Genomic DNA, 24,607 nt, shown 5'->3' with positions numbered 1-24,607 from the left:
GTCGCGCGATCGCTTTCGACAACCTGTGCCGCACTCCCGAATCCCAGGATCCCGATGACTGGCCCGCATTAACATGTCAGCGAACGACCGCAGTTGGATGCCAATCAGCCGTTTCAATGGACGCTTGATGGATAAAATAGGATGTCCATATGGGGAAATCATCATGCCAATAGTGCTAGTCCAGCAGTTTCATAAGGTCGAAGACAAATTCCAGAAAGTGGGGGAGCCGAACGAGCTCGATGTGACCGACGACGAGCGGGATCAGCTCGAGCGCGCAGCGGAGGTCGTGTATCTGGGAAGCCTCGACGGCTATTTCGCGCTTGCGGCTGGGGAGGAGTAACCCGGCGACAATTGGGGCGCTGGCGTGCCCCGCACCGTAGACGACCATGGCGGGTATTTCGCCCTTGCCCCGAAGGCGGGTAGCCAACAGGAGATTCGTGATGGTGACTAGTAAGGTGTTCGTAGCTCACATTGCAGCGTATTGACAAGTCGGTGCACGGAAGAAGACGGCCACAATGTCGGGCAGCTTCTGCAAGCGCCGCAGGATCCTGTCGACAATGCTTCTGAGTTCGTCCTTGGTCTGGGTCGTGGCTTTGGCCGCGTAGCTGCGCCACATGTGCCAGGGCGGCGGGTGCGACAGCGACCAGGCTACGCTCGCGCCAAAGTTGTAGCAAATCGTCGGACGCGATGGGCCGTAGCCGACCCTTCTCGGACCTTCAAGGTGAGTCGCCGCCTACGGCCGCTCAAAGATGTGGTGCGGTCATTGGCGTCGCCCGCCCATCAGCGTTCCTGAAACGACACCGTTGATAGGTCACTCATCGCTCTCAACCAGTATCCAAATAACGTTTTCCGTAACGACCCAAGAGAAATCCGATACAGATAGCGCCTATAGCCCAGCCGTATGTGTGCTGGCGCACAGTCCACGCAAGATTGTCTGCTTGCAGAACGATCACTCGGTTTCTATATCTGTAGCGGTGCAGCACCCGTCCACCGCTGCTCAAGACGTGGAAAACTCGAAAAGGCTATGACCCGCTATGGTGCTCATGTACGCGGTAATTGTCGCGCTGATCCTACTAATGCTCTTGGGAACTGTTGCACTGGTTTTTTGGGGTGAGCTAATTGCGGGAAGGATGCAAGGTGATGTCTTTAAGCTCATCACAACCCTCGTAACATCCTCAGGCATTGGCGGAATAGCAACGCTCCTGTACAACGCGCTAAACGTGCAGCGGGAACGACGAGAGGCCAAACATCAACTTGTGCAATCTACCCTTCAAGATATTGTCCGCTCCTACAATGAAATCAAAGCCATCCGTCGACAGCTGAGAGCGGAGGCCGTCCGACCGGCATATGACCATCTCGAAGCCTTCGTGCTTGCGACGCCCTATGCGGAACTGATGCGGAAACTAAACGACGCGCAGCTAGCACTGGAGACGCACATGCGGCGAATCGAGGGTAACAAGCCCCAATACCCTCATCCAGAAACATTGCTCGGGGGGCTAAGAAAAGCCGAGTCCTATGTCGGGAAATTGATCTCTGAATGGGAGAAGGGATCGGGGTTTGCCAGAAAAAAGGAACTCTCTGCATTTCCTGTACTGCGCAGCTTCCTCTCGCACGCAAATCAGGGCTTCAAGCCGTGCTTCGCGGATCCCATAGCAGACGTCCTTAACGCACTTGGCAAAGTTTTGTCGCCCAGCCGCCGCTTGATATGTTGGTCAAAATCGGTTCATGACGGTCAACGCGCCCAAATTCCACACAACACGCGGGAGTGCAACTTCATGGATGACCAGACAACTTCTGAAAAAGAGAAGCAAGCGATCGACTTATGGAAGCACTTTAGTACCTTTGGTTTCAATGACAAGAACGCAATGATGACCGGCGAGAACTGGCTATTGGGTTTGCAGGGGACCATTATCGGATATATTGTCACCAAAATCCTCTGTTATTCGGATGGCTTCCACGTCCACGTCCAAGAACCTTTTGCGGGTTTCGTGATTTCGCTTTTCGGTATCGGTATTGCAATCCTGGCCGCCTACGTGTCTTTCCTTTACGCAGGGCAGTCCAATCGGAATTGGAAGAACGCTGACAAAATCGCAAAGGATCATCTGCCATCAATTTGGCAAGAAATATGTGTGCCATCACCGCCTGCGAAAAAGATGGCACCGATCTTTTGTGTCTACATATTGATTGCCATCATTACGGGATTGTTCGACATAGCAATTTTCCTGCTTTGCATTTTTGGGGGAGCATCACGATGCCCGACGGCACTTATTTCGATTGCGCAATAACCGGTCGACAGCAATAGCCTCCTCGATCTGTCGCCAAAGAGGTGAGGTCACCGTACACTGGGACCGTAGCAATGCCCCGTAAGCACCGTAGGGTTACTCTGATCAACGCGCCAAGGTCCGTTGTTTGGTGCGGAGCCGACGTCCGAATGACGCTGAAACCGCGGCCCAATGTCCCTAGATGGCCGACACCGGGCCGACGGCGAACGCACCAAAACCCGTTGTGATCGTTCGACCAGAGCGGCGGCTTCCGGGGTATAACGGCCGGCCAGTCGCTGTCGCTCCATTCCGTTGACCAGACTGACGGATTGCGCAACACGCGGCATTCTTATGCCATTAAACACAATATCGCTAACACGAGTTATCAACGGTGCGGTCTCTGCAACGCCCGCGAAGACACCGCTGCCTGCTTTCACCAGTGAAAATGGCCGACAACGCGCCGGCGCGTTTCCTATGCTGGTTACACGCCTCTGCACACCCTTTGCCGGATCATGCCGGGAGACAGCCATGACGAGCACGCAAAAAGAACCAGCCGACCGTGATGAGATGCCGCTGACGGGATATTTCACCACCACGGTTTTTGTGAGTCCGCACCTGCCGGAAGTTGCAATAATCACGCTCCCAGCGAGCCGCCCCTCTTCGGGGTCGACGCAAGAAGATAGTTTGTGGGAAGCCAGATTCGCATACGACGGACTTGGAGATTGGGGCTGGGCATCAGAGGGGGTGGACGTGGTCGAGCGATTGGAGGCGATGCGGGGAATCGAAAGATGCCTCCCGGACGCTGAGGATTTGGACCCACGCACAAAGTTCCACTTAGTAGAGCTGTTGATGAAACAGCCGTTCCCGGTTATGAACTCCCCCATTGGAGGCACGACGCTCGCCCAGCTGTTCGCGACATCGGGAAGCGGCGCAGCCTTTCTCGCCATGTTCCCGCACCCCGACGCCGGACAGATCGCGATCTACTTCCTGGTGGTGGGGGGCACGAAAATCGTCTTTGGTGCGGCCGCTGGCATTGGTCAAGCCCTGGAGCACGGGTTGAAGTACAAGCTGCTGAAGTGGATGCACGCGCCAACCGAAATTGTCTACGGACAAAATAAGAAGGCGACAGGCAGGGAAAAGACCAGCGCTGAAAAAAAGAAGGAAGTGCAGGCAATCAGGTAAAGGATCAAGGCTGAAAAAAGAAGGAAGCGGTGCGCGCCGGGCAAAGCCGGTCAGGCATAGGCGGAGCGAACAGGTGCCGACGACGAACCCGAGGCGGAGGCGCGACGACGCCGGCCTCGCCAAGCGGTGGATCGGGTGACAGTGGCATGGAAAACTGCGGCCAGGTTTTCACTGGTGAAGGTGGCGAGGGGCATCGGCGCGTCGCCTCCGCTGTCCGCAGGTACGCGCGGACACGGCGCGGGGTCTGGTTTATTCCGCAGGCACTTCGAAAGCGCTCCACGACAGTTCGCAAGCGCGCAGGTCACCGTCGAACTGATGCAACTGGAAAAGTTGACTCACTGCATGCAGGGCATGCGCTAACACGGAGATCGCATCGGGAAACGGCCGGTCTCGGCAGCGGACGGCCGTTCGAACGTCTCAGCTCTCCCGACGATGAACGTCTGGAACTGGCCGGGAGTACGCGTTCACCCACGTCGCCGGAAATTTGTCGTTGAGACTCGAACGTCAGCTCTGTGGAACGTTCACGGAACCGGTGCTTTCGGCCACTTGCCGCCGCTCGCTCATCCGACGAAGCCGCCACTCGAATGGCCGGTTCGTCTCGGAGAGCTGTCCGACAACCAATTGTTGCATCTCGGCCTTCGTCGGCGTGAAGATTGGCAATTTTGGTTTCCCCGATTTTCCGTGAGCATTTCAAGCTAGCGTCAGACGTATTCTCCTTGATTGATCACATGAATCCATTGGAGTTTGATTCATACGGAGAATCGTATTGGTACACTAGGAGTGAGGTACAGAAGATTTGAAAATAAAGTCTCCGGTCTGACGACCTCTGCCAATCTTTATATCGCTAGCCTTTCGTATTTCTTCCAGAACTTGATCGCGAGATAGGGTTGTCTTGTTCATTATTCTCCCAATAGTCGTCCATTCGTACTTGCTGTCGCGGATGACGTCGCGGATGAGGTCTATGTTAGTTCTAGGACGACTGTACGGGGTACTCCACAACGAGATTGGACTCTTTGGATCGTGCAGCCACGTGGCAGCGCTGTGCTCCGGAACAGAGTGCTCCGGACTAGAAGCATCTGGGGTTGTCGAGCGGCCGGCAGTTTCGACATGCTCGGCAGAGGTGCCGCTATCGCTGGATGCGTTTGGAGGCGAAATGGGACTCTCCGAGTCAGACTGCTGTGAGTCAACGTGGAGATCGCTCTCCTCTTCAAGCTGTGCACCAAGCTGTTCCAGTTTGTCTATTTCGGTTTTCACTTTTTCGCTTTCTTCTTTTAGCGTGTTGAGCAATTCCACTGCATCCTGCTGGAGCTCTTTTGTCTCCCTTTGAATTGCGATCATTGACGCACGCGCATTTCGGACGTCCCATCCAAAGAAAGTCAGACCAAGAGTCGCAAGGATTGCAAGAAATATTCCGCCCAGCCAGATCGCGACCTTCAGAAGCAGAATAAGATCGGAGTTGATGACGAGGGTGGTGGTCGAAGGTGCGGATGCGACCTCGACGCCTAAAGCCAGGACCGGTACCGCTAGCGGTGCCAAGATTAGATAACGAATGTGCATGACTCTCCCGGAATTCCTTTGGACGAGCTATTTCAAAGTGGCTGCTCAGTTCGGCTGTGTCCGTTCAGCATGCGGTCAATGTGACGATTTTCTATCCTTTGTCTTGACCAGCGCCAAGGAACACCCACATCGGCCCTAATGCGGCGTTTATTACCGCTTTCATGTCGGCGATGCGGTCTGTTCCCGTCCAAACGACTTTCTCTAAAAATTCGACGTCAGAATTGAGGCTCTCGATCGTTACGAGACACTCGATCAGCGGATAGGTAACTGCTACGCTGTGACTGAGGCTTGCCATCTGCATCTCAAGTTGCTGCAAACCTCGCTTCAACGCGTCCTGTATCTCGCCAAGGACGTCATCGGCAGCGTGTTGCACTCGCGAGAATAAAGCCGGAGGTCCACCCGTTGATGATGAGCTCTCCTGACTCCTTGGCCCGTCCGGCGCAACCGCCTGCCTCTGTGCGTAAAAGGATTTTATCCATCCTATTGCGCCCACGACGGCGGACCCCACGCCTGTTGCGCTCAGAACACTCGCTATACCAGTCAATTTTGCATCGGGGCTGGACTGGGCGGAAAAAACCAGGTAAGCAGTGGCACCCGCAATGAGGAGCACGAAGATCACGAGAGGGATGAGGTAGGGGAGCGATTTAAGATAAAACGTCTTCAGTTCCTTATCGGCTGCCGTCGTCATTTGTGATACAGCTTGCGAAAACTGAACGCGCAGGTCGGCCTGGATGTTACTCCACACACTCTGTACGAGCCGAGTCGCGACACTCTCGACGTCGAACGCGCCCAGACCTTGCTGCCCGATCATCAGGCTCTCCCAAATGTTCGCCTGCCGAGTTAAGGCCAACCGCATCGTCTTCCAGGTTTCGATTCGGGCAGACGCTTGTGCAGTTCCCGACGCAAAAAGCGTTGCTTGCTGCGTAACCGTGCGCTGCCAGTAATCAATGCTTTTTTTAACCGAATCAAAAGCTTGAAGTCTCGGTTCGGTATCTTGCGCTGAGCCCAGCGCAGATGAAAGTTCAGAAATATAGTGCTGCAAGCGGATGATTACCTCAGGCCGAAATGCAGCACTCCACGCGTTCTCTAGATTCGTGACGTCCTCAGGCGCAGCCTTGCCGTCAGTCGACTCGATTCCTACAGACGCGACCGTTATTTCCCACGAGAACGACGCCATCGTGCGCCCCGCTTCGAAGGCTATCGATTCGATATCGTTGTCAGGGATCAATCCACCTGCGAAGTAATGCTCCCGGACATAGTTATTCCAGGCGTCCAGGACCTTGCATGCAAGTGTCCCGAGCACGCATTCGGGGGTCGTCTCTCCCGGCACCTGCCGTTTTACCTGGTCGCGGATTGACTGTTGCCGAGCCTCGATATCAGCTTCAGCAAGCCACTCTGCAGGATTTAAATAGAGCAGACAGAGACAGTTTATTGTTCGACGGGAGGTGTCATATAGGGCGAAGCCTCCCAATTGCGGTTCAAGGTTGCTAGGGCACGCTGCAGTGTTGATCGTCACATAGTCGGGATCCGCTGGAAATAGGAACGGTGGTGTATTGGCCGGAAGCGCATAGAGCGTGCCCTCCGTCGTACTTCCCGGGAAAGCTTTGGCGTGCAGAGCGCCGATCTTGAAAAGAATCACGCGCCACAAGGCCAGGATCCGGCTACTGGAAGTGGGCGTGGATTTCAATGAGGCTCGTATGCGTGCATTCAACTCCGCGAGGTTCCAACCAAGCTCAAATGCAGTCTGGATAGCTTCGTTCGTGTTGTCTACCTTGGGCGGCAAAGCATCAGCCGGAACGTTCATGTCAGTACCTCGTTCCCTTGACAAGCTCGTTGTTTGAACGAGTTTTCGAAGCAACAGCGACAATCTCAGCGACGTCATTTAGATGCCGTCGCCTGCATGGAAAACATTCGACAACAGAATGCTATTAGAAACAGTCTCAAGCTACCTTTCCGCCGGCATCAGTATAAGCAATTTGAAGTGACGAAACTGGATTTACATGTTGTTGATATATATTCCCCGGGAAGCTAGCCCAAATGTTACTGCAACGGTAAACTGCGCTCGAAAAATCACCACTATCGATAAATGGTAGCGCACCTTGTTCTTTTATCTGGCATAACGCAATCTTATCTTGAGATAACGGTGAAAAATCCGGTAACGAAAGCTGGGTTGCATAATGCGAAAAATAACGATACAGCAACTGGTAACGTCCCGCTGCCGTAGAATCAAATGTTGGATTAAATATGTTCGGATGCGTCGCATAGCTCGAAAAGAGTAAGGGATGACTCGCCGTCGATCCCACCAGAACGTTGTAGCCGTTTTGTGAGGCAGCGAGAAGCGGCGGCCCGATTTCGGAAAAAGCAATCATGTCTAGAAAGGCACATCGATTACTTCCGCCTGCAGCCTGCGAGTCGATGGTGGGCATCTCATACCTCAATCCGTTTGGTGAGTGGTAAAAGGTCATGGAGCACGCAGCTCAAATCAGCGAGAGGGAATTTCGCCGAATGAAATCTCTGTTCTTCAGAAGTGAAAAAGAAGATGGTGCTGGCTACCTGTTTGCTTATTATTATTCGAGTTGAAGGTCGGTCAAACAAATTTCCACTAAGCTTAGGAAATCATTTTGTGGTTTGTCAGGCCAAACACGTCCCATATGAGCGTTACCGTACACATCGTCGGTTCTGAATTTGTTTCGGAAAAGCATACAGGTGTTGTACTAGTATCCGTAGGCAATCTGGAAGGGTAGCAGGCTGGTCAACCGTCCTGACGAAACATATTGGCTGCCTTAAGCGATTGGGTTGCTTCGTCTCCTGATGCGATAAGCACGTGGTCCATGCTTAATGCTGCGATCTAGCTCTGAATCGCCCGGGAATCGTGGAGCCTGGTTGATTTAAGTTGATATTGATCTCGTTACCGCAACGGTAGCGAAACCTGATTCGAGGCTATCGATGTGCGAATGTCAAATGAAAGCGACCTGTTACGTCTCTCCAACGCCGATGCCAGAATGTCGGCAGAGACCGACAAGTCCGTAGATGACGGAGAGGTATGGCCGTTCCACTTTCAGACCTGCCGTTGGAACCGGGACGACGCTACGTCCGCAACGGGTCGGATTGCGACGGTCTGGCCGGTACGGTTTCGGCGCGCGCCTGGCGGACTCCTTCCCAGCGCTCCAATTTCCGGTCATCGCTTTCGACGCTTCTCTTGAGCTTCAAACGATATACACCGACTAAAGCGAATGAGGTACTCGCAGGAGGTCCGCTTTGGAGTCTGACTTAGATCACGTGATTTTGCCGGTCGCCTAGCATCACGACGGGTTGCAAGGCTAGTTTTTCGGCTTGCCCTGCTCTTCCGCCCATCCACAAAAGGCGTCGACACCCACCCGCATGATGAACAGTGCCACTCCACCGATCAGCGGTGCCATAATTGCAGCAAAGGCCGCAGAAAACAGGCTCGCGATTGCGACAGACAACGCTCCCGCCGCAGTCACCATTATTGAAACGGCAGTCGGGTCCGTTATCATAATATTCTGCTTTTTCGCTTGATTGAGTGCATCTCTTAATTCTTTAGAAACTCGTTGATCTGTGCATATTTGTTTTTGCAGCGCCTTAATAATGTGGCGACCAGCGTTTGCTCGTCCATCAGCGCTGTGAAGAAGATCGCCGGTCAGTTCGGGTAACTGAGTCTCCATCGCAGACAGCGCCGCAGGAAAATTGTTGACGCTGAGTTCTGTGAAAAGCTTAAGATAAGCGTCTTGTCCTGAAGGATTGTCAAGGTCTTGTATGATTTTGTCGGCAGCATCCGGGCCGCCCGGCGCGATGTCGCGTAGCCCTTCGTAGAAACTGCGGACGCCGGCATTCATTTCTTCTGCACTTATTTCTTTGCTTGTCATCGCCGTCTCCGTGGAGCATGCCAGCAGGCTTTAGCAAGATAGGTCATCGGCGATACATCGGCAAGGTGTATTTCGAGGCCCGTCGTGCAATAGAAATTTCATTGCTGTAATAAACTGAGCAATTTGTTTGTCACTATTCGGATGTGGCAAAAGCGGAGTTATAGCCTATGATTCCGGTGGGCTCGTACCGGTGGAGCAGAAAATGGACGCAAATATCGCGAATTCGTTTATCGATTTGATCGCTCCCCGGATTGTGGCGGATCCAACTAATGAAATTATCGGAATGGCAATTGGCGATGCCGAAGGCGGGCCGATACCCGTCACGCGGTTCACTGGATTTTGTATTCTTGTGTTCGTTGAGGACGTTAATCTTCTCGATCGAGCGCAGCGTACAAATATACGAAATATGTGTGTAACCGAAGCCCAACGTCAAATAGGGCCGCAAATCAGCGGCCAGGATTTTCGCGTTGTATCGGCCGGAGGCGAGTTTAGACTGCATAACTCTGGACAAACTGACGACGACGATGTGGAGTTGCAAGCGCAGGCGTATAGAGGTTCTGAACATGCCAATCCGGCTTGCGCAAATACACAAAAGTGGTTTCATTCAATTCGACCGGGAATCGGAATAGCGAACCCTGTGCAGTATTCCAAACTGCTTGGAGGAGGGACGCTTGCCTTTTTTGTTCAAGACCCACAATATCTGGATGAAATCTATCTCGTTTCGTGCAATCACGTTATTGCTCAGTCGAATGGAAGTGGAAGCCCTTCAAGTCCGAACGCCGACATTATCGTACAGCCTGCTACGCTGGATTTATCGGGAAGCGACATCCTAACTCTCTCCAAGGCAGATCTTGAGACGCGGTTTGGGATTGCGGAGCTCGCCGCCTTTGTTAATGTAAGTCTACATTCGCCGGCACTTCCTAATAATGCGCAGCCGACTAACCCGGTAGATGCGGCAATGGCGAGGCTCCTGGAAAGCGAGAGACTCTACGACAAGCTCGGCCGGCTTCCTTACGGAGGCTTGATCTGCGGTCAAGCGATTTACCGGCTTCCAACGACGTCTTACAAACCAGAGTTCAATGAGGATGATTGGAAAACTAGAAACCCGGGAGCATCGCCCTATGTATACAAATGTGGGCGCTCCACTGGATACACTGAAGGGTATGTTTCGGCACTCCGTGGCGTCTTCAACACAAAATTTGGGAACGGAACGGCCACATTCGTAGATTCGATCGGCCTCCGGACTACGCCGGACAACACCGGACCATTCAGTGCAAAGGGGGACAGTGGTAGCCCAGTACTAACAATTAACCACGAGGTGGTCGGGATGATTTTCGCTGGCACAGACCTTATTAGCTGGGCAAGCCCGATCGACGTAATTCTTGATGAACTAGGTAAAGTTTCAAATAAGACGTTGCAGCTTTATCCCTAGAAGCGAAACGTTAATGTTCTCGTCCGCCGGACTCAGTTTGGTTCGCCGGGAGCAAATGCCGGCGGCCCCGGTCCGGGTACCAGAGTGCGGGTGTGCCGGCCGAAACCGCTCATAGACTTACGGCCCGAACTCTTAGACAGGTCTGAGGAAGCGGTCTACTGCCGTTTCTGGAGAGCGAGGACAGCCTGCAGCGCCGGGCAGTCACTCAGCCGGCTGCTACACACTCGGCAGCAGGTGAATGACGCAAACTGGCCGGCTGTACGCATTCAGCGTCGTGCTCTCGAGCGACCGGTCGGCTCGCCTGCGGCCGCTTTGTGGCGCCGCATCTCTGCGAATGCGACCGGCCGGCCGAGATGGAATGGACACCACCCTCCCTCGGGGGAAGTGACCGCGATTGAGGGCCCCCAGGACCGAACGGCATCAATGTGCCAAAGTGGAGCTGCGACACAACCACTTGAGGAACGGAGGCCCCAGATGAATGCTACGACATATGGACTCGATATTGCAAAACGGGTGTTCCAGCTGTACTGGGTCGACGCCCAAACTGGCGAGATCGCGAATCGCAAGTTCAGGCGTGACGATTTAATTGCATTTCTGGCTCAACGCCCCGCGGGTCGAGTCGCCCTCGAGGCGTGCGGAAGCGCTCATTGGTGGGCGCGTAAGATCCGGTCGCTCGGACACGAGGTGGTGCTATTACACGCCCAATTCATTCGACCTTTCGTGCAAACGAACAAGACCGACGCGGCGGACGCCCGTGCAATATGGACAGCAGCGCAGCAACCCGGCATGCGCGTGGTTGCCGCCAAGACAGAAGATCAGCAAGTGATGCTAAGCCTTCATCGTATGCGCTCGTTGCTCGTCAAGTTTCGAACGATGCAGATAAATCAGTTGCGTGGGTTGCTGTATGAATTCGGCGTTACGTTTCGCGCAGGACGCGTGGCAGGACTCGACGAGATCAGAGAGCGCATGGCAGAACTCGAAGACACACTGCCACGATCAATCGTTCTTAACCTTCTCGAACAATTGCGTCGCATCAACCTGTTTGAGGAAGACATCAATCAACTCGAGAAGCGGATTGGCGCCTGGCAGAAGCACGAAGCGGCATGTCGAGCGATCTCCGAAGTGCCGGGCATCGGTCGCCTGACTGCAACGGCCTTGGTAGCAACAATTGGAGATGCGAAGACGTTCAGGTCGGGGCGCGAGTTCGCAGCGTTTCTGGGGCTTGTTCCTCGTCAGAATGGCACAGGCGGAAAGATCCGGTTGGGGTCGATCTCCAGGCGAGGTGATGCATACCTGCGTACATTGTTGATACATGGGGCACGTTCTGTTCTGTGTCACGCCAAGATGCCAACCGCATGGCAAAAGGCAATACAGGTCCGACGACCGGCAAATGTAGCAACAGTGGCCTTGGCGAACAAAATGGCGCGAATCGCATGGGCAATCCTCGCCCACGGGACTTCGTACGAAGCGCATCATGTAAGCCACAAACCCGCATAGCAGAATAGGCGCCTTGACGTGTTGGGGAAACTGGTAGGTTGCTAGGGTTGATTTCAATGTGATGGCGAGACAGGTCGGACCGCAGGAACGCAAACCTGAACACAGTCTTGTGCTTCAAGCACGTGGCCGAGATGAGGACGTTCCTGGCGAATTCCATCAGGGCCCGCAGCTTCGGCTTGCAAAAAGGCCGCATATAAGACCGCAGCCGATACCTCGTTCAAGCGTCACATCAAGATCGACCTGGCAAACCGGGTGGTGTCCATATAAGGCTGTGTAAAAACGCCTGGGCCGGCCGGCTTGCAAAGGAAGTGATGTCGCGCATTTGCCGCGCGCCAGATTGCGTGCATCGGGGCGATTGCGTTGCCCACCCGCGAGTGATTCGAGCGCCGTTAGATTACGCGCCCCGCAGCTTCATTGCCCGCATCGCGCCAGCGAATCCCAGAATTCTGATGACGCGTTTGAGGTTATAAGCCAGCACATGCAAGCTCATTTCAGCTGCAACGCGGCCAAGCCCGCGCGTCTGGAAGCGGGTCGAACCCATCCAGTGTTTGAGGGTGCCGAACACGTGCTCAACCGTTCGACGTCGTATCGTCATTGCGTCAAGCTGGCGATCCAGTCTAAGTTGCATCTTCTCAAGTACCGCTTCGTGTTCCCACCGGCGGATGCGCCTGTAATCAGCCGGCGTGCACTTGCTTTTGATCGGGCATCGCGGGCATGCACTGCTCCAGTAGGTATGCGTTTTCAGCAGATTGGTGCCCTCAAGCGAGGTGTATCTGTATATTGCCCGTTGTCCGGCCGGACACAGGTACTGGTCGTCCTTGGCAATATAGATGAAGTCAGACCGATCGAACCTCCCGTCAGCCTTCGCACCTGAGGTCTGCGATTTCGGTACCAGTGCCGCAATGCCCGCGTCTGCGCAAGCCTTGATTTCTGGCGCGTTGAAGTATCCACGGTCTGCAAGTGCCTTGATCTTCTTCTTGCCCATGACGTCGCGCGCAGCCTTGGCCATCGTGCTCAACTGTGCCCGGTCACTGCTGACATTCGTGACCTCGTGGGTGACGACAAGATGATGTTTGGTATCGACAGCTACCTGAACGTTGTAGCCAACGACACCTGTGCCCTTGGCTTGGGAGATCATCGAGCGTGAATCGGGATCAGTTAGCGAGACCTGCTTCTCCGGTAACTTGCTCAGGAGCACTGCTGCACGATCCAGATCGCGCATCTGTTCGCGCAGCGTCTCGATCTTTTCCCGCAAACGCTCGGTCTTCGCCTCTACCTCGGCTGGTTGCGTGCGATCGGCTGTCTCCAGTGCATCCAGGTAGCGTTGAATGCTTTGTTCGATCTGCTCCTGGCGTCTCTCAATCTTACCCCCGGCGTCATAGTAGTTGTCGCCTCTGAACTTTCTTATCAAGAAGAGTCAGAGGTGCAGGTTGAAGGCGAAACAAACGTATTCTGTTGAGTTCAAGGAGCAGGCGCTGTCGAAGGTCCTGCAGCGCGGGAGCCGCACGGTTGGAGCAGTGGCCGACGAATTGAACGTGAACGTACTGACATTAAGGAAATGGATGAGAGGCGCCGCCGCCGCGAACCGGAGCTCGGGCTCCGGAGACGCAAGACGTCCGGAAGATTGGTCGCTGGAAGAACGGCTGATGGCCTTGCAGGAGAGCCACGGGCTGGTCGACGAAGCATTGAACGGCTGGTGTCGGGAGCGCGGCCTGTTTGCGCATCATCTCGCGCAGTGGCGAGCGGACTTCTGCGCCGCTGGTGGAATCGGTGGTAGCCGGCGCGAGAGCGCCCAGGAGGTGCGGGATCTGAAGCAGGCCAATGTCCAGCTGCAGCGCGAGTTGAAACGCAAGGAGAAGGCGCTGGCTGAAGCTGCGGCGCTACTGGTACTGCAAAAAAACTACCGCGCGCTGTTCGAGGGCGAGGCCGAATGACGGCTCCTGAAGAGCGCAAGACATTGATCAGCCTGATCAACGAGGCGACCCTGGCCGGGGCTCGCCAGGCACACGCGTGCAACATTCTGGGGCTCAGTGCCCGGACCGTTCAACGCTGGCAACGCGGCGAACCTGACGCGGTGGACGGGCGCTCGTTACGGCACCATGAGCCGCGCCACGAGCTTTCTGCCGACGAACGCGCCGAGCTGCTGGCGGTCGCGAACTCGCCCGAATTCGGTAATCTGCCACCAAGCCAGATCGTGCCGCGACTGGCAGACCAGCAACGCTATATCGCCTCGGAATCGACGTTCTACCGGGTACTGAAAGCCGAGAAGCAACTCGCCCATCGGCGCAGCGAACGGCCGGCCCACGCTCGCAGCAAACCACGTTCGGTTTGCGCCGACGCGCCGAACCAGTTGTATTCCTGGGACATCACGTATTTGCCGACGACGATCCGTGGACAGTATTTTTATCTGTACCTGTTTCTGGATGTATTCAGTCGCAAGATCGTCGGCTGGCAGGTCTATGCGGAGGAAAGCAGCGCGCTGGCCAGCGAAGTCCTCCGGGACCTTTGTGCACGCGAAGCGATACAGTCCGATCAGGTGATCCTGCATTCGGATAACGGCGGCCCGACGAAAGGCGCGACGATGCTCGCCACCCTTCAGGCACTGGGTGTCATGCCGTCGTTAAGTCGCCCGGGCGTGAGCAATGACAACCCTTATTCCGAGTCGCTGTTCAAGACCCTGAAGTACCGGCCCGCTTATCCGCTCAAGGCGTTCGATACCCTGTTTGCCGCGCGCACCTGGGTGGGCGAACTGGTGCGCTGGTACAACCACGAACATCGTCACAGCGCGATCCGGTTCGTGACGCCGGCGCAGCGTCATGCCAACCTCGATCAGGACATTCTGGATCGACGCGCGGCGCTCTACGAGACTGCAAGGCAGCGCAATCCGCTCCGATGGAAAGGCCGTACACGCAACTGGCAGCGCGTAGATGCTGTGCACCTGAACCCGGATCGCATCGACAACCAGGGCGTCGCCCCGCAACGCCGTAGCCAGGAGAGAAAGGCCGCCTGAAATTTATTCGTTGAGGCGACAACTAGCTTGAAAATTTCCGGAGGCTTCGCCACGCAAAACGTCACAGTCGGGGACGTGTTGGTCTCAACGCAAATCGTGGATTATGAGCTACAGAAAATCGAACCCGGCCGGACGGCGGTGCGACCATCATATCCGCCGATTAGCCAGCGGCTTCTACAAGCAAGCTTGAACTTCCAGGATCGTAGCTGGGTGAAGTCGCTCAAATCGCGCCCGTCGCCTGGCGAACCGCAAGTGCATTTCGGGCCAGTCGCTAGCGGCGACAAGGTCATCAACGATGCTCAGGCGCTACAGCGGCTCATCGACCTTCATCCCAAGCTCGTCGGTGTGGAAATGGAGGCAGGGGGGGCGGCGGCGGCGTCTCACCAACATGAGACGAACTTCTTCATGGTCCGCGGAGTGTCGGATTTGGCGGATGGGCAGAAGGGCAATTCGGCCGTGCTTCGCTGGCGTCAGTACGCCAGCGAAGTAGCTGCCGCGTATGCCGTGGGACTCGTGCGCAGCGGCCTACTCGCGCCGCCTGGGCCGCGAGAACTCCGGAACAGTTATGAAGACGTGTCGGAAGCGATTGCCGCGACCGCGAAGACGATGGCCATGGTCGACAAGCTGGCAGGACCCGTGGAATTCTTGTTGACCGGCAAGGACAAGGGAGGTGCCCATCGGGTGCAGTATGAGGGTGCGGGGATCGAACTGGTAGCGAAAGAGCATGGCGCAGTAATTCAGACGATTACCGGGCAAGATCTGCAACGGTTGCCTGCGGAGCAGTTGCGACACATTCGGGTTCGGGAAAGGACGCTCGAAAGTTACTATGCGGTCTGGGAAGACGTCCACCCTCAACTGCCACTAATGTCAGACCCAATGGCAAAGGCCCGTGTTACGCTGCAACTCAAGCAAACGGTCTCCGATATGAAGACTGAACTGGACGCCATCTTTAGGTTCCTCACGGATTGCGGGCTGTACCTGGACGATCACTATCAGCGCTTTTAGGACGTCATCCGAGACTATGCCTAGAAAGGCGCAGCGCAGCGGGCGCGCCATCGCCGGGACGCCAACGTGAAGTATCCCTCGGTTAGGAGCCTGCGCCGCAGAAGAAAATCGTTACTGCGCGCCTCGAGATCTACCACGAGTTTTCCGGAAGCCAGCACACCCAGTCAGTCGTGAAGATCAACGATGAGGGCACGGAGGCTTCGGCAGCGGTGGCCACCCGGGTGCGGAACGACGGGAAAAAGCTCCGCGTTATCCTTTGCGAGAGTTTCGGTAAGCGTCGTAGGGCTGTGTCGCGCCGGTGGCGTCTTGAGCTATTCGAGAACTCTCATGCCGGACGTCCCGTGCTGGGCGGAGAGGACAGCATCGACGTGCATCAACTACGTTTCCGTGACCGTTGCCTCGATAAGCGCGAGCAGACCCCGTTCAACGTCCGACCAAATCGAACGGCCGAGATCGCACAGCTTCCGTTCGGCGCGTATCAGAATGCGACGCCCATACAGCCAGCAAAGGGCGTGCTGGAGCAGTTCGTCAGTCGCAGGTACGGTGCCGCAAGCACGGTGGTCACGACCAACAAACCGTTCAAGGCATGGTCAGAGGTGTTCCCGAATGCGGCCTGCGTCGTCTCGCTGGTCGATCGTCTCGTGCATCGCGCCGAGGTCATTGCAATCGAGGGCGAGTCGTATCGCGTCAATGAAGCGCGCGAGCGATCCGAGCAGCGTGCCAGCAGGCGTAACGCCACGCGCCTGGAGAAAAAACCATGAGCCGGCGCACGCACCTGCCATCGGGCCTGTCTCGCGGACTGGACTTCCTGATCGATGCCGAATGGTCGCCCCAGCAGGCGTTCGCCGTGTTTGAACTGCTCAGCGATCTGCGTGCGCGCATCTGGATGCGCTACGGCGTCGAACTGCACGAACTGATCCGTCAACAGCGATCGCCTCCGGACGTCGGCGACACTGATGATATCGCGGACCCGTTCTGAAAGGACGCTTAACGGCGGCCGGCATCGGCCGCCGTTCGTTGTTAAGCGATTTACTCGACCTTGCGCCGCCGTCTAGTGTCGGATTTACACAGCCGTCAACATCAGCTTCCACGGCTTGCCAGATGGTCAGGCAAGCGTCGGATTGAGGGCACTGATCGACCACTACTCCTGCTTGAGATGCGCTTTCACGTCCCGTACCTGCACTAGGCGCTTCGATAGCTCGTTCGTATCGAATGCGTGCTGGCCGTCGGGGCGTGAAGCAAGCAGGCTGTAAAAGCTTTCCAGGTTCGCGACAAGGTTGCGGTTACCCGGGTCGAGCGATAGGGCTCCCAGAAAGTTCGCGACAATGGCTTGCTCCTCTTTAGCGGGATCGGAGCTCGCACAACAGCGAGCCGCGCGGAACATCGTTTGCAGGTTGCGCGCTTCCGCGCTCTGTGGAGCCAGGGTCGCGGACTGGCTGAACAGCTCGACCGGACCGGACAGGTTAGCCTGCTGCGGGTCGAGCATCATGACGGCGCGCAAGCTCATCGATGCCGCGCGCGCCTCCGGTGCCGAACTTGCGGCGCCGCGCTCATAGCGCTGGAAGGCGTCGCTGCCCAGCATGGCGGCGGTTTTGGCGCTGACTTGCGGTCCTTTTCCGGCAAGCGCCTCCTTGTATTGCAGATAGCCAACCAGTCCGTCGATAAAGTTCAGCTCGGGCATTCGATCGAGCAACGGCCACTTCGTGTTGGAACCGCTCGAGCGCAACCAGCCTTCCTTGCCGAAATAGAGTTCTTTGACTCGCATCCACTCGCCTTTGATTTCAAGCACCTGATAGGCAACCGGAACCGCCGGGTCGCGCAACAACGGCGTGGCGGGCGCGCTATCGCTGGCTTGGGTGTGAAGGCGCGCCAGTTGTTCGTAAGTCTTTTCTATGTTGTCGAGATCGGCTTGTGTGACGCGATGAGGTTCGAATGCAAACGACTGCCATGGGACGTTGCCGGTGAAGCGAATAGTGTTCGACTTCGCATCGGGCGGCGTCGCGGTGATCGTTTCTGTTTCACCGTTCCGTAGAAAGCGGGCGAATGTCTGAATGTAGATATCGTCCTTTTCCTGATAAATGCTCCCCCAGACCAGCACGACCCCTTTGCCGGGTTGAATATGCCGCGGCGCACCGGGAGTTCTGCCCAGCACCATACCCAACACCGTTGCCGGACTGCAAGGGCGCTGGGTTTGCCCCGCCAGTCTTGGTACGAGATCGACAACCGCGATGCTGCTGTACTTCGCAAGCCGGATCAGGGAATCTTGCTGGATCAGCAAACCCAGCCGCGTGCCGACTGCGGTCACGCGTTCATCGAAGCCGACGCCTGCTGCATACGGAAGTACCAGAACATTCACCGCACTGCCTTCGAATACGATCGGTTCCTCGCAGGGGGCGACCCCACCGGCACGTGCAAGCTGACCGCTCGAAGCCGCCAAGAGCACGAGCAGCACGCTGGCGAGGAAGCGCGATCGCATGATGCAGGCACGCTGCGAAATGATCGTGTAACGGGAGAGGGTCCGCATGGATGCTGTCCCGCTACGAGCAAGGCTGGTCCGCACCAACCAGCTTCAGGCTGCCGTGATAGGCGGTGTCTTTTCGTGCGGTGTCGACCACCTTTGCCGCCGACTGCTGGACGTAGGCGGTCAATGCATTGTCTGGGCGCTTGACAGCTCGCAGTTCAACGGCGGCCTGGCATAAGTAGCCTCGTGCAACGTCATAGTCGTTTGCTTTCATTGCCTTGATGCCGACCGCGACTTTCCAGTATGCCTTCAGTTCTTGCGCCTGACCGAGCAGATCCACCATGAGTTGGCCTGGCTGACCTTGGCTGCCGGCATATTCAACCTGATAGATGCCGCTGAGGCCCGCGGGGCCAGCACTCTCATAGAACCGTACGGGAATGATGGTGTAGCCCAGCTTCGCCACGCGATCCGACACATGACCATGGGCGATCTTCGCGTCCAGTGTGCCCCAGACTTCGAGCATCACATTGCTGGAATTCAGCGCATCGGTAACGGTTGAATTGAATTCGCTGCCGTCGCGTGGCGAGCGCCCCCTACACCAGATAGCCTGATAAGGCACTCTCTGGTTTTCGAGTTCGAGCATTTTCTCGTTGTTGCTAAGGTTCCACTGCAACCTTTGAGGAAGAGGACCGAGTTCCGGGTCGCTCGACAACGCGGGATCGGTATACGCGAATTGATCGAGCAGAAGCTTATAGGTCTGGCTCGAATAGCCACATTCGATCAACGTCGGTTGTTGTGCTGCAACGACCATCGGCCACATCAGCATGGTAGCCAAGGCAGCACCCCATTTCGATTGACGATTGAAATCGCCACTCATATCGCTTCCTGTCCGCTTGCACGGCGCTTGCCGTGATGTCTTAGCGCTGCACGAGTTGCTGCGTCCTGTCGAGCGCTTTGCACAAAAGATCGATGCTTTCCTGCGTGGGAACCGACTCCGCGCTGACTACGTTCTGGTATGCCGCAAGTTCCGGTTTGGTTCGCGTGCAGCCTGTCAACTCACTATAGTTGTTCAGTGCCGCCGTTGCAGTCTTTCCTTTGCAACCGATTTCGCCGATCAGCGTGATGGTCGTGCGGTGCGTTTGCCATCGGTACAGTTGCGTGCGATTATCGAGAACTTGTGCCAACCGGTCGCAGACGGCTTCATGCGAAACCAGTGCCGCGGCGCGCAAGCCATGCATGGCCGCGGGACCGCGCACGTCGCCGCCGCTATCCAGCACCGTGATAAACGGAACGACCGCATACTCGCCATATGCGGCCAGCGCAAGCGCGCTGGCTTCGGCTTCCGTCTGCGAAACATCGGCACTATTGAGCTTGATCAACGTATCCCGCATGGCGGTGATGTTCACCTCCTGGAGCTTTTGCCGTTCGAGAGCGTTGGTGATCCTTCCCGTCAGGTAGTAGCTGACCAGCGCGACCACGACCCCTGTCAAGATCGTCGCAAACGGGCTGACGAAAATGCCAAGCTTGTCCCAATTGTCTTTAGTGGCGGGCAACCGTTTTTCCAATGCCGACAGTCGTGCTTCAAGAGAAGGCTTCGGCTTTTCGATTTCGCGCTCAACAGAGGCGAGCCGTTCCTCGACGCCAAGCATTGTTGCGTCGCCTGCTGTTCGCACCGCCGGATCGTGTGCCGGTGGCTGCCCGCCTGCCGTGGCCGTATCGTTATTCACATGCCAACCCCATCGGAGCATGAAGCGGTCAATCTAGCCGAAAGAAGAGGCCTCATCGCGAGGCATTTCATGGCTGTTTTATAGTCGAAACGACAGCAAGGTTCCATTCGCGACGCTCGCGGCGTTGGAAGCGAGCCGCCGCTGTCGCTTCGAGGCTGCCTGCTCTGCCGTCCGTATCCGCGATACGTGATCGTCAACGGGCGAATACCCGGCCCTAGCAGGTACGAAATTATGCTAAACGAATTGAATTACCCGCCGCATCGTCGAATGGCATTTTGAGCACCGCCCGCAAAATCGCGATTGTCGGGAAAAACGCGGCGCTGTACGTCGCTAATCGATTTGAGACAGCTAGTTGCCGATTCCGCATCGGTCCAATGTGAATTGGAAAATTCTATTCTTTGGATTAACTATTCACTTCCGTTCTATTTGGCGCAATCGCGCGCCCGCCATAAAAACCGGCTTGCCGTGCTTCTCCCGACAGCTAAACTAATGGAGCCTAAGCGGCCTTTCATGCAATTGCATCGCGCAATCACCCGTGCAAAGCGAAGGACCATGTTGGTGCATGCCGAAGCGGTCCCGCCGTTAGCAATCGATTTCAAATCAATCGCTGTCTATTCGTTTGATTTCGCAAACGCGACGCTCGCGCGCTCAAAGGTGACGGGAGGTGCCGAATGGAAGATTTGGCACGGTTCAACCTGATCGGACAGTCCGGGGCCTTTGTAGCCGCGATGGCCTCGGTTGAAAAGTTTGCGGCTTGCGACATGACCTTGCTCGTGCACGGTGAAACCGGCACCGGCAAGGAACTGGTTGCGCGTGCTATTCATTATCTAAGCGCCCGGCGCGACGGCCCGTTCATTCCAGTGAACTGCGGCGCGTTGCCCGAGGCGCTGGTTGAAAGCGAGCTATTCGGCCACGTGCGCGGCGCCTTCACGGATGCGCGCGAGACACGTCAAGGGCTGATCGCGCAGGCGAACGGCGGCACGCTGTTTCTGGACGAAATCGAAGCAATGAACGCGCGTGTCCAGGTTTCATTGCTGCGTTTTCTACAGGACAAGGAGTACAGGCCGATTGGGGCATCGGGAATACATTGCGCCGACGTCAGGATCATCGGCACCAGCAATGCCGACCTGAAAGCGATGGTGCAACGCGGACAGTTCCGGCCGGATCTGCTGTTTCGCCTCGACGTGTTGTCGCTGCATTTGCCGCCGCTGCGCGATCGCTATGGCGATGTGGACGTGCTAGCCGAAACCTTTCTCGAACGGCTCAACAAGCGATCGTGCCATCCGCCCAAGGCATTTCATCCCGAAGCGCTCGATCGGATGAACAGCTATCGATGGCCGGGGAATGTACGTGAACTGGAAAATCTGGTCGCTCGCGAGTTCATCCTCTCGACGGGATCGATTGTCACGCTGTCGAGCATGGAAAGAGCGCGCTCGCCTCAAGCGGCTGCGGGCCATGAAGCGCTGGCCATCGACACCTTCAGATCGGCAAAAGCAAAGGCCATAGCCGATTTCGAAAGGTCTTATATCGAAGCACTGTTATCGAGGACGCGCGGTAATTTGAGCCTTGCTTCACGTATGTCGGGCAAGGATCGCAGCGACCTCGGCAAACTGTTGCGCAAGCACGGAATTGTGCGTCAGAACTTCAATTGAGACTGGTAGCGGCTCACGCCCAGTCGGCCTGCGCACACCCCAAGAAACAAGCGAGACGCGTTCGTGTCTCGCCCATTTCATTCACAAACACGGGGATTCGAACCCCCCGGCATCGCCGTCCCTACCTTGGGCCTTTTCAACATAGTCAACCGGCGATGCGTTGTCAATTGAGGCGCTTTCCCCTCATGTGGAGAAAGCCGCGAGGCCTCAGCAACCACCGCGCGTCAAGCGCTGCGTGTGCCGGCGCGCTGGGGACGTCCTCCCGCAGCAGCGAGCCTGCTTGTGAGTCGCGCGCCTTGATGCACGGTGCGCATGCGGCTGGCACCGTCCTTGCACCCGGATTCGTCGCGGCAGCCCATTAACTTTCGGCGGGCGGACATGGCGACGGCGGACGATCAAATGGTTCGAGATCTGGAACGCGAGATCGAGGCCTATGTGGCGCTGTATCCCCACGCCGCGGATAGCGCCGACGGAATTCGCAGCTGGTGGCTCGATGCACGGCGCGAGGACGCCAGCGACGAACAGGTGCAGCGCGCGCTGGCGGAGCTGGAGCGGCGCGGCGTGCTGAGCCGCACGGAGCTGCCCGATGGGCACGTGATCTATCGTGCCGCCAACGGCTAGCCGTGCCGCGATCCGCAAATTTTGACTCAGCCTGCCTGGAGGAAGTCGACACATGCCCGCTACCCTGAACTACCCCGGTGTCTACGTCGAAGAGCTGCCAAGCGGCGTCCATGCGATCACGGGCGTGCCGACCTCGATTGCCGCCTTCGTCGGCCGTGCCGCTCGTGGCCCGCTGAATACGCCGACGGTGATCAACAGCTTCTCCGATTTCGGCCGTCAGTTCGGCGGCATCGTCGCCAACTATCCGCTCAGCTACTCGGTGCGCGATTTCTTCGCGAACGGCGGTGGCCAGGCGATCATCGTGCGCGTCTGGTCGGCTATCTCAGGCTCGTCCGGTAGCAGCTCGAGTTCGTCGTCGAGTTCCGGCGCGCCGCCGTCGCCGCAGACGGAGCCAGACGGCATCGCGCGCATGGACGCGGCGGGCACCAACTCGATCGGTCTCGCGCTACAGGCGACGAGCCCCGGCAACTGGGGCAATCTCGTTCAGGTTCATGTGGTGCTGCAAGACCATCTGGACGACACGGTGCTGCAGAGCCTTGGCTACGCAGCAGGGGATTTGTTCGATCTTCTCGTCACCGACACCGGCAGCGGCCTCAGTGAAACGATCCGCAATGTGTCCGTCGTCGAAGGCTCGCGCCGGGTCGACCGCGTGCTGGCAGTCGAGTCGCAGTTGGTGCGAGTTCAACTGGATGTCAACAAAGTGCCGATTCTGCCCGGCACAAGGCCGCCGCAAACGATTCCGTTGAATGCACCGACGGGTTCCGGATCTTCGTCGAGCTCGGGGTCTTCGTCGTCGTCTTCCGGTCAAGCGGCCGCGGCGCCGCTGTGGCCCAGCCTGAGCGGCGGCTCCGATGGCGGAAACATCACGAGCACGAAGATCTACTTGCCGACCGACGGCAGCAAGACCGGCATTCACGCGCTGGACAACGCGGACATCTTCAATCTGTTGTGCATCCCGCCCGATGCGCCGACGTGGACATCGGGGAGCGATTTCTTCAACACCCTTTACCCGCAGGCGCTCGCGTACTGCAAGTCGCGCCGCGCGGTGCTGCTGGTCGATCCGCCGAGCAACTGGGTCTCGGTGGATGACGCGAAGGCGGGTCCGGCGGGCCTCAATCTGACGGCGAACGGCGACTACGGCGCAATCTACTTTCCGATGCTGATCGAGGCCGATCCGCTGCGGCCGGGCCAACTCGACAACTATCCGCCCTCGGGCGCGGTGGCCGGCGTGATCGCGCAGACCGATGCGAGCCGCGGCGTGTGGAAGGCGCCGGCCGGCACCGCGGCCGGACTGGTCGGCGTGCAGGGATTGAGCGTGCCGATGACCGACGCGGACAACGGCGAGCTCAATCCGCTCGGGGTGAACTGCCTGCGCAACTTCCGTTTCACCGGCAATGTCGTGTGGGGCGCGCGCACGCTGCGCGGCGCGGACGCGCTGACCGACGACTACAAGTATCTGCCGGTGCGGCGGCTCGCGTTGTATCTCGAGGAGAGCCTGTACCGCGGCACGCAGTGGGTGGTGTTCGAGCCGAACGACGAACCGCTGTGGTCGCAGATCCGGCTGAACGTGCAGGCCTTCATGCAGTCGCTGTTTCTGCAGCAGGCGTTCGCGGGCACCACTCCGAAAGAGGCCTACCTCGTGAAATGCGACAGCGAGACGACCACGCCGTATCACCAGAGCATCGGCGTGGTGAACATTCTGGTCGGGTTCGCGCCGCTGCGGCCCGCCGAATTCGTGGTGCTGCAGATCCAGCAGCTTGCCGGCCAGTCAGGCTCAGCGTGAGGTACACGAACATGGCGCAATTCAGTGTCAATCCGAAACGCTTCGATCCGTACAAGAACTTCAAATTCAAGGTGAAGTGGGATGGCCACTATGTCGCGGGCGTGAGCAAGGTCAGCATGCTCAAGCGCACGACCGAGGTGGTCAAGCACCGCGAGGGCGGCGATCCGAGCACCACGCGCAAATCGCCCGGCCGTACCGACTTCGATGCGATCACGCTCGAGCGCGGGGTCACGCACGATGTCGACTTCGAGGCATGGGCGAACAAGGTGTGGAACCTGGGCGCCGGACTCGGCGCCGAGGTGTCGCTCGCGGACTTCCGCAAGGACCTGATCATCGAGCTGTACAACGAAGCAGGCCAGAAGGTCATCGCCTACAAGGTATTCCGCTGCTGGGTATCGGAATATCAGGCGCAGCCCGATCTCGACGCGAACGCGAATGCGGTGGCGATCCAGCACCTGAAGCTGGAAAACGAGGGATGGGAGCGCGATACGTCGGTGACCGAGCCGACCGAGCCGACCCTTAACGCGTAGGA

General features: G+C 57.2%; 19 protein-coding genes and 2 pseudogenes. 13 read left to right on the top strand and 8 right to left on the bottom strand.

Features of this window, described 5'->3' with window-relative positions; genetic code table 11:
• Window positions 1–163: 163 nt before the first annotated feature.
• From AB4Y32_RS29640 to AB4Y32_RS29630, 3 genes are all read left to right on the top strand, one after another.
• A complete protein-coding gene (locus tag AB4Y32_RS29640; protein WP_157686956.1) occupies window positions 164–340 on the top strand; it encodes a hypothetical protein in 177 nt (58 codons plus the stop codon).
• Window positions 341–1,034: 694 nt separating this feature from the next.
• Window positions 1,035–2,285 carry a hypothetical protein gene (locus tag AB4Y32_RS29635; RefSeq protein WP_368724728.1) on the top strand — a complete coding sequence of 417 codons (1,251 nt, stop codon included), beginning with the start codon at window positions 1,035–1,037 and terminating at the stop codon, window positions 2,283–2,285.
• 504 nt (window positions 2,286–2,789) lie between these two features.
• Window positions 2,790–3,443: a hypothetical protein gene (locus AB4Y32_RS29630; protein WP_368724727.1), complete on the top strand. Its 654-nt coding sequence runs from the start codon at window positions 2,790–2,792 to the stop codon at window positions 3,441–3,443.
• A 774-nt stretch (window positions 3,444–4,217) separates the two neighbouring features.
• On the opposite strand, the gene AB4Y32_RS29625 is transcribed toward AB4Y32_RS29630, so the two are convergent.
• The 4 genes from AB4Y32_RS29625 to AB4Y32_RS29610 form a co-directional block, all read right to left on the bottom strand.
• On the bottom strand, window positions 4,218–5,000 hold the full coding sequence (locus AB4Y32_RS29625) for a hypothetical protein (protein WP_368724726.1): 783 nt from the start codon (window positions 4,998–5,000) through the stop codon (window positions 4,218–4,220).
• 91 nt (window positions 5,001–5,091) lie between these two features.
• Window positions 5,092–6,804, bottom strand: coding sequence for a hypothetical protein (locus tag AB4Y32_RS29620; protein ID WP_368724725.1), 1,713 nt, complete (start codon window positions 6,802–6,804; stop codon window positions 5,092–5,094).
• 136 nt (window positions 6,805–6,940) lie between these two features.
• Complete coding sequence (locus tag AB4Y32_RS29615; RefSeq protein ID WP_368724724.1) at window positions 6,941–7,426, bottom strand: glycoside hydrolase family 104 protein; 486 nt, start codon at window positions 7,424–7,426, stop codon at window positions 6,941–6,943.
• 894 nt (window positions 7,427–8,320) lie between these two features.
• Window positions 8,321–8,887, bottom strand: a complete 567-nt coding sequence (locus AB4Y32_RS29610; RefSeq protein ID WP_368724723.1) for a hypothetical protein — start codon at window positions 8,885–8,887, stop codon at window positions 8,321–8,323.
• A 202-nt stretch (window positions 8,888–9,089) separates the two neighbouring features.
• Between AB4Y32_RS29610 and AB4Y32_RS29605 the strand changes: the two genes are divergently transcribed.
• Together AB4Y32_RS29605 and AB4Y32_RS29600 are read left to right on the top strand one after the other, a co-directional pair.
• Window positions 9,090–10,319: a hypothetical protein gene (locus AB4Y32_RS29605; protein WP_368724722.1), complete on the top strand. Its 1,230-nt coding sequence runs from the start codon at window positions 9,090–9,092 to the stop codon at window positions 10,317–10,319.
• 474 nt (window positions 10,320–10,793) lie between these two features.
• Window positions 10,794–11,816, top strand: a complete 1,023-nt coding sequence (locus tag AB4Y32_RS29600) for an IS110 family transposase (RefSeq protein WP_368724721.1) — start codon at window positions 10,794–10,796, stop codon at window positions 11,814–11,816.
• Window positions 11,817–12,210: 394 nt separating this feature from the next.
• Here the strand turns inward: AB4Y32_RS29600 and AB4Y32_RS29595 are convergent.
• Window positions 12,211–13,218: pseudogene (locus tag AB4Y32_RS29595) on the bottom strand (transposase); the annotation flags it as partial.
• Between the two features lie 28 nt (window positions 13,219–13,246).
• On the opposite strand from AB4Y32_RS29595, the gene AB4Y32_RS29590 reads away from it, so the two are divergent.
• The 4 genes and pseudogenes from AB4Y32_RS29590 (at window position 13,247) to AB4Y32_RS29575 (ending at window position 16,810) form a co-directional block, all read left to right on the top strand.
• Window positions 13,247–14,826, top strand: a protein-coding gene (locus tag AB4Y32_RS29590) for an IS3 family transposase (protein ID WP_439899858.1) whose coding sequence is annotated in 2 segments (ribosomal slippage) — window positions 13,247–13,730 and window positions 13,730–14,826 — 1,581 coding nt in all. Because the reading frame shifts where the segments join, the coding sequence is not laid out codon by codon here.
• Between the two features lie 27 nt (window positions 14,827–14,853).
• On the top strand, window positions 14,854–15,831 hold the full coding sequence (locus AB4Y32_RS29585; protein WP_368724719.1) for a phosphorylase family protein: 978 nt from the start codon (window positions 14,854–14,856) through the stop codon (window positions 15,829–15,831).
• Between the two features lie 512 nt (window positions 15,832–16,343).
• Window positions 16,344–16,592 (top strand): annotated as a pseudogene (locus tag AB4Y32_RS29580) (ATP-binding protein); the annotation flags it as partial.
• Window positions 16,589–16,810, top strand: coding sequence for a hypothetical protein (locus AB4Y32_RS29575; protein ID WP_368724718.1), 222 nt, complete (start codon window positions 16,589–16,591; stop codon window positions 16,808–16,810). The pseudogene AB4Y32_RS29580 and the gene AB4Y32_RS29575, both read left to right, overlap by 4 nt.
• A gap of 162 nt (window positions 16,811–16,972) precedes the next feature.
• On the opposite strand, the gene AB4Y32_RS29570 is transcribed toward AB4Y32_RS29575, so the two are convergent.
• From AB4Y32_RS29570 to AB4Y32_RS29560, 3 genes are read right to left on the bottom strand one after another with little or no spacing between them, the layout of a single operon-like run.
• Window positions 16,973–18,355, bottom strand: a complete 1,383-nt coding sequence (locus AB4Y32_RS29570; protein ID WP_368724717.1) for a hypothetical protein — start codon at window positions 18,353–18,355, stop codon at window positions 16,973–16,975.
• 13 nt (window positions 18,356–18,368) lie between these two features.
• Window positions 18,369–19,169 carry a hypothetical protein gene (locus AB4Y32_RS29565; RefSeq protein WP_368724716.1) on the bottom strand — a complete coding sequence of 267 codons (801 nt, stop codon included), beginning with the start codon at window positions 19,167–19,169 and terminating at the stop codon, window positions 18,369–18,371.
• 40 nt (window positions 19,170–19,209) lie between these two features.
• Window positions 19,210–20,019 carry a hypothetical protein gene (locus tag AB4Y32_RS29560; protein ID WP_368724715.1) on the bottom strand — a complete coding sequence of 270 codons (810 nt, stop codon included), beginning with the start codon at window positions 20,017–20,019 and terminating at the stop codon, window positions 19,210–19,212.
• Between the two features lie 671 nt (window positions 20,020–20,690).
• On the opposite strand from AB4Y32_RS29560, the gene AB4Y32_RS29555 reads away from it, so the two are divergent.
• The 4 genes from AB4Y32_RS29555 (at window position 20,691) to AB4Y32_RS29540 (ending at window position 24,605) form a co-directional block, all read left to right on the top strand.
• Entirely contained in the window at window positions 20,691–21,671 is a 981-nt protein-coding gene (locus AB4Y32_RS29555) for a sigma-54 interaction domain-containing protein (protein WP_368724714.1), read from the top strand.
• Between the two features lie 378 nt (window positions 21,672–22,049).
• Window positions 22,050–22,292 (top strand): hypothetical protein, encoded by a 243-nt coding sequence (locus tag AB4Y32_RS29550; protein ID WP_368724713.1) that lies wholly within the window; start codon window positions 22,050–22,052, stop codon window positions 22,290–22,292.
• A 52-nt stretch (window positions 22,293–22,344) separates the two neighbouring features.
• The gene (locus tag AB4Y32_RS29545) at window positions 22,345–24,075 is read left to right on the top strand and encodes a phage tail sheath family protein (protein WP_368724712.1); all 1,731 of its coding nucleotides are present in this window, start codon (window positions 22,345–22,347) and stop codon (window positions 24,073–24,075) included.
• Between the two features lie 11 nt (window positions 24,076–24,086).
• Window positions 24,087–24,605: a phage tail protein gene (locus AB4Y32_RS29540; protein ID WP_368724711.1), complete on the top strand. Its 519-nt coding sequence runs from the start codon at window positions 24,087–24,089 to the stop codon at window positions 24,603–24,605.
• Window positions 24,606–24,607: the final 2 nt, after the last annotated feature.

The organism is Paraburkholderia phymatum (assembly GCF_040965635.1).
GTDB lineage: Bacteria > Pseudomonadota > Gammaproteobacteria > Burkholderiales > Burkholderiaceae > Paraburkholderia > Paraburkholderia phymatum_B.
This window is presented reverse-complemented; position numbering and strand designations above follow the sequence as displayed.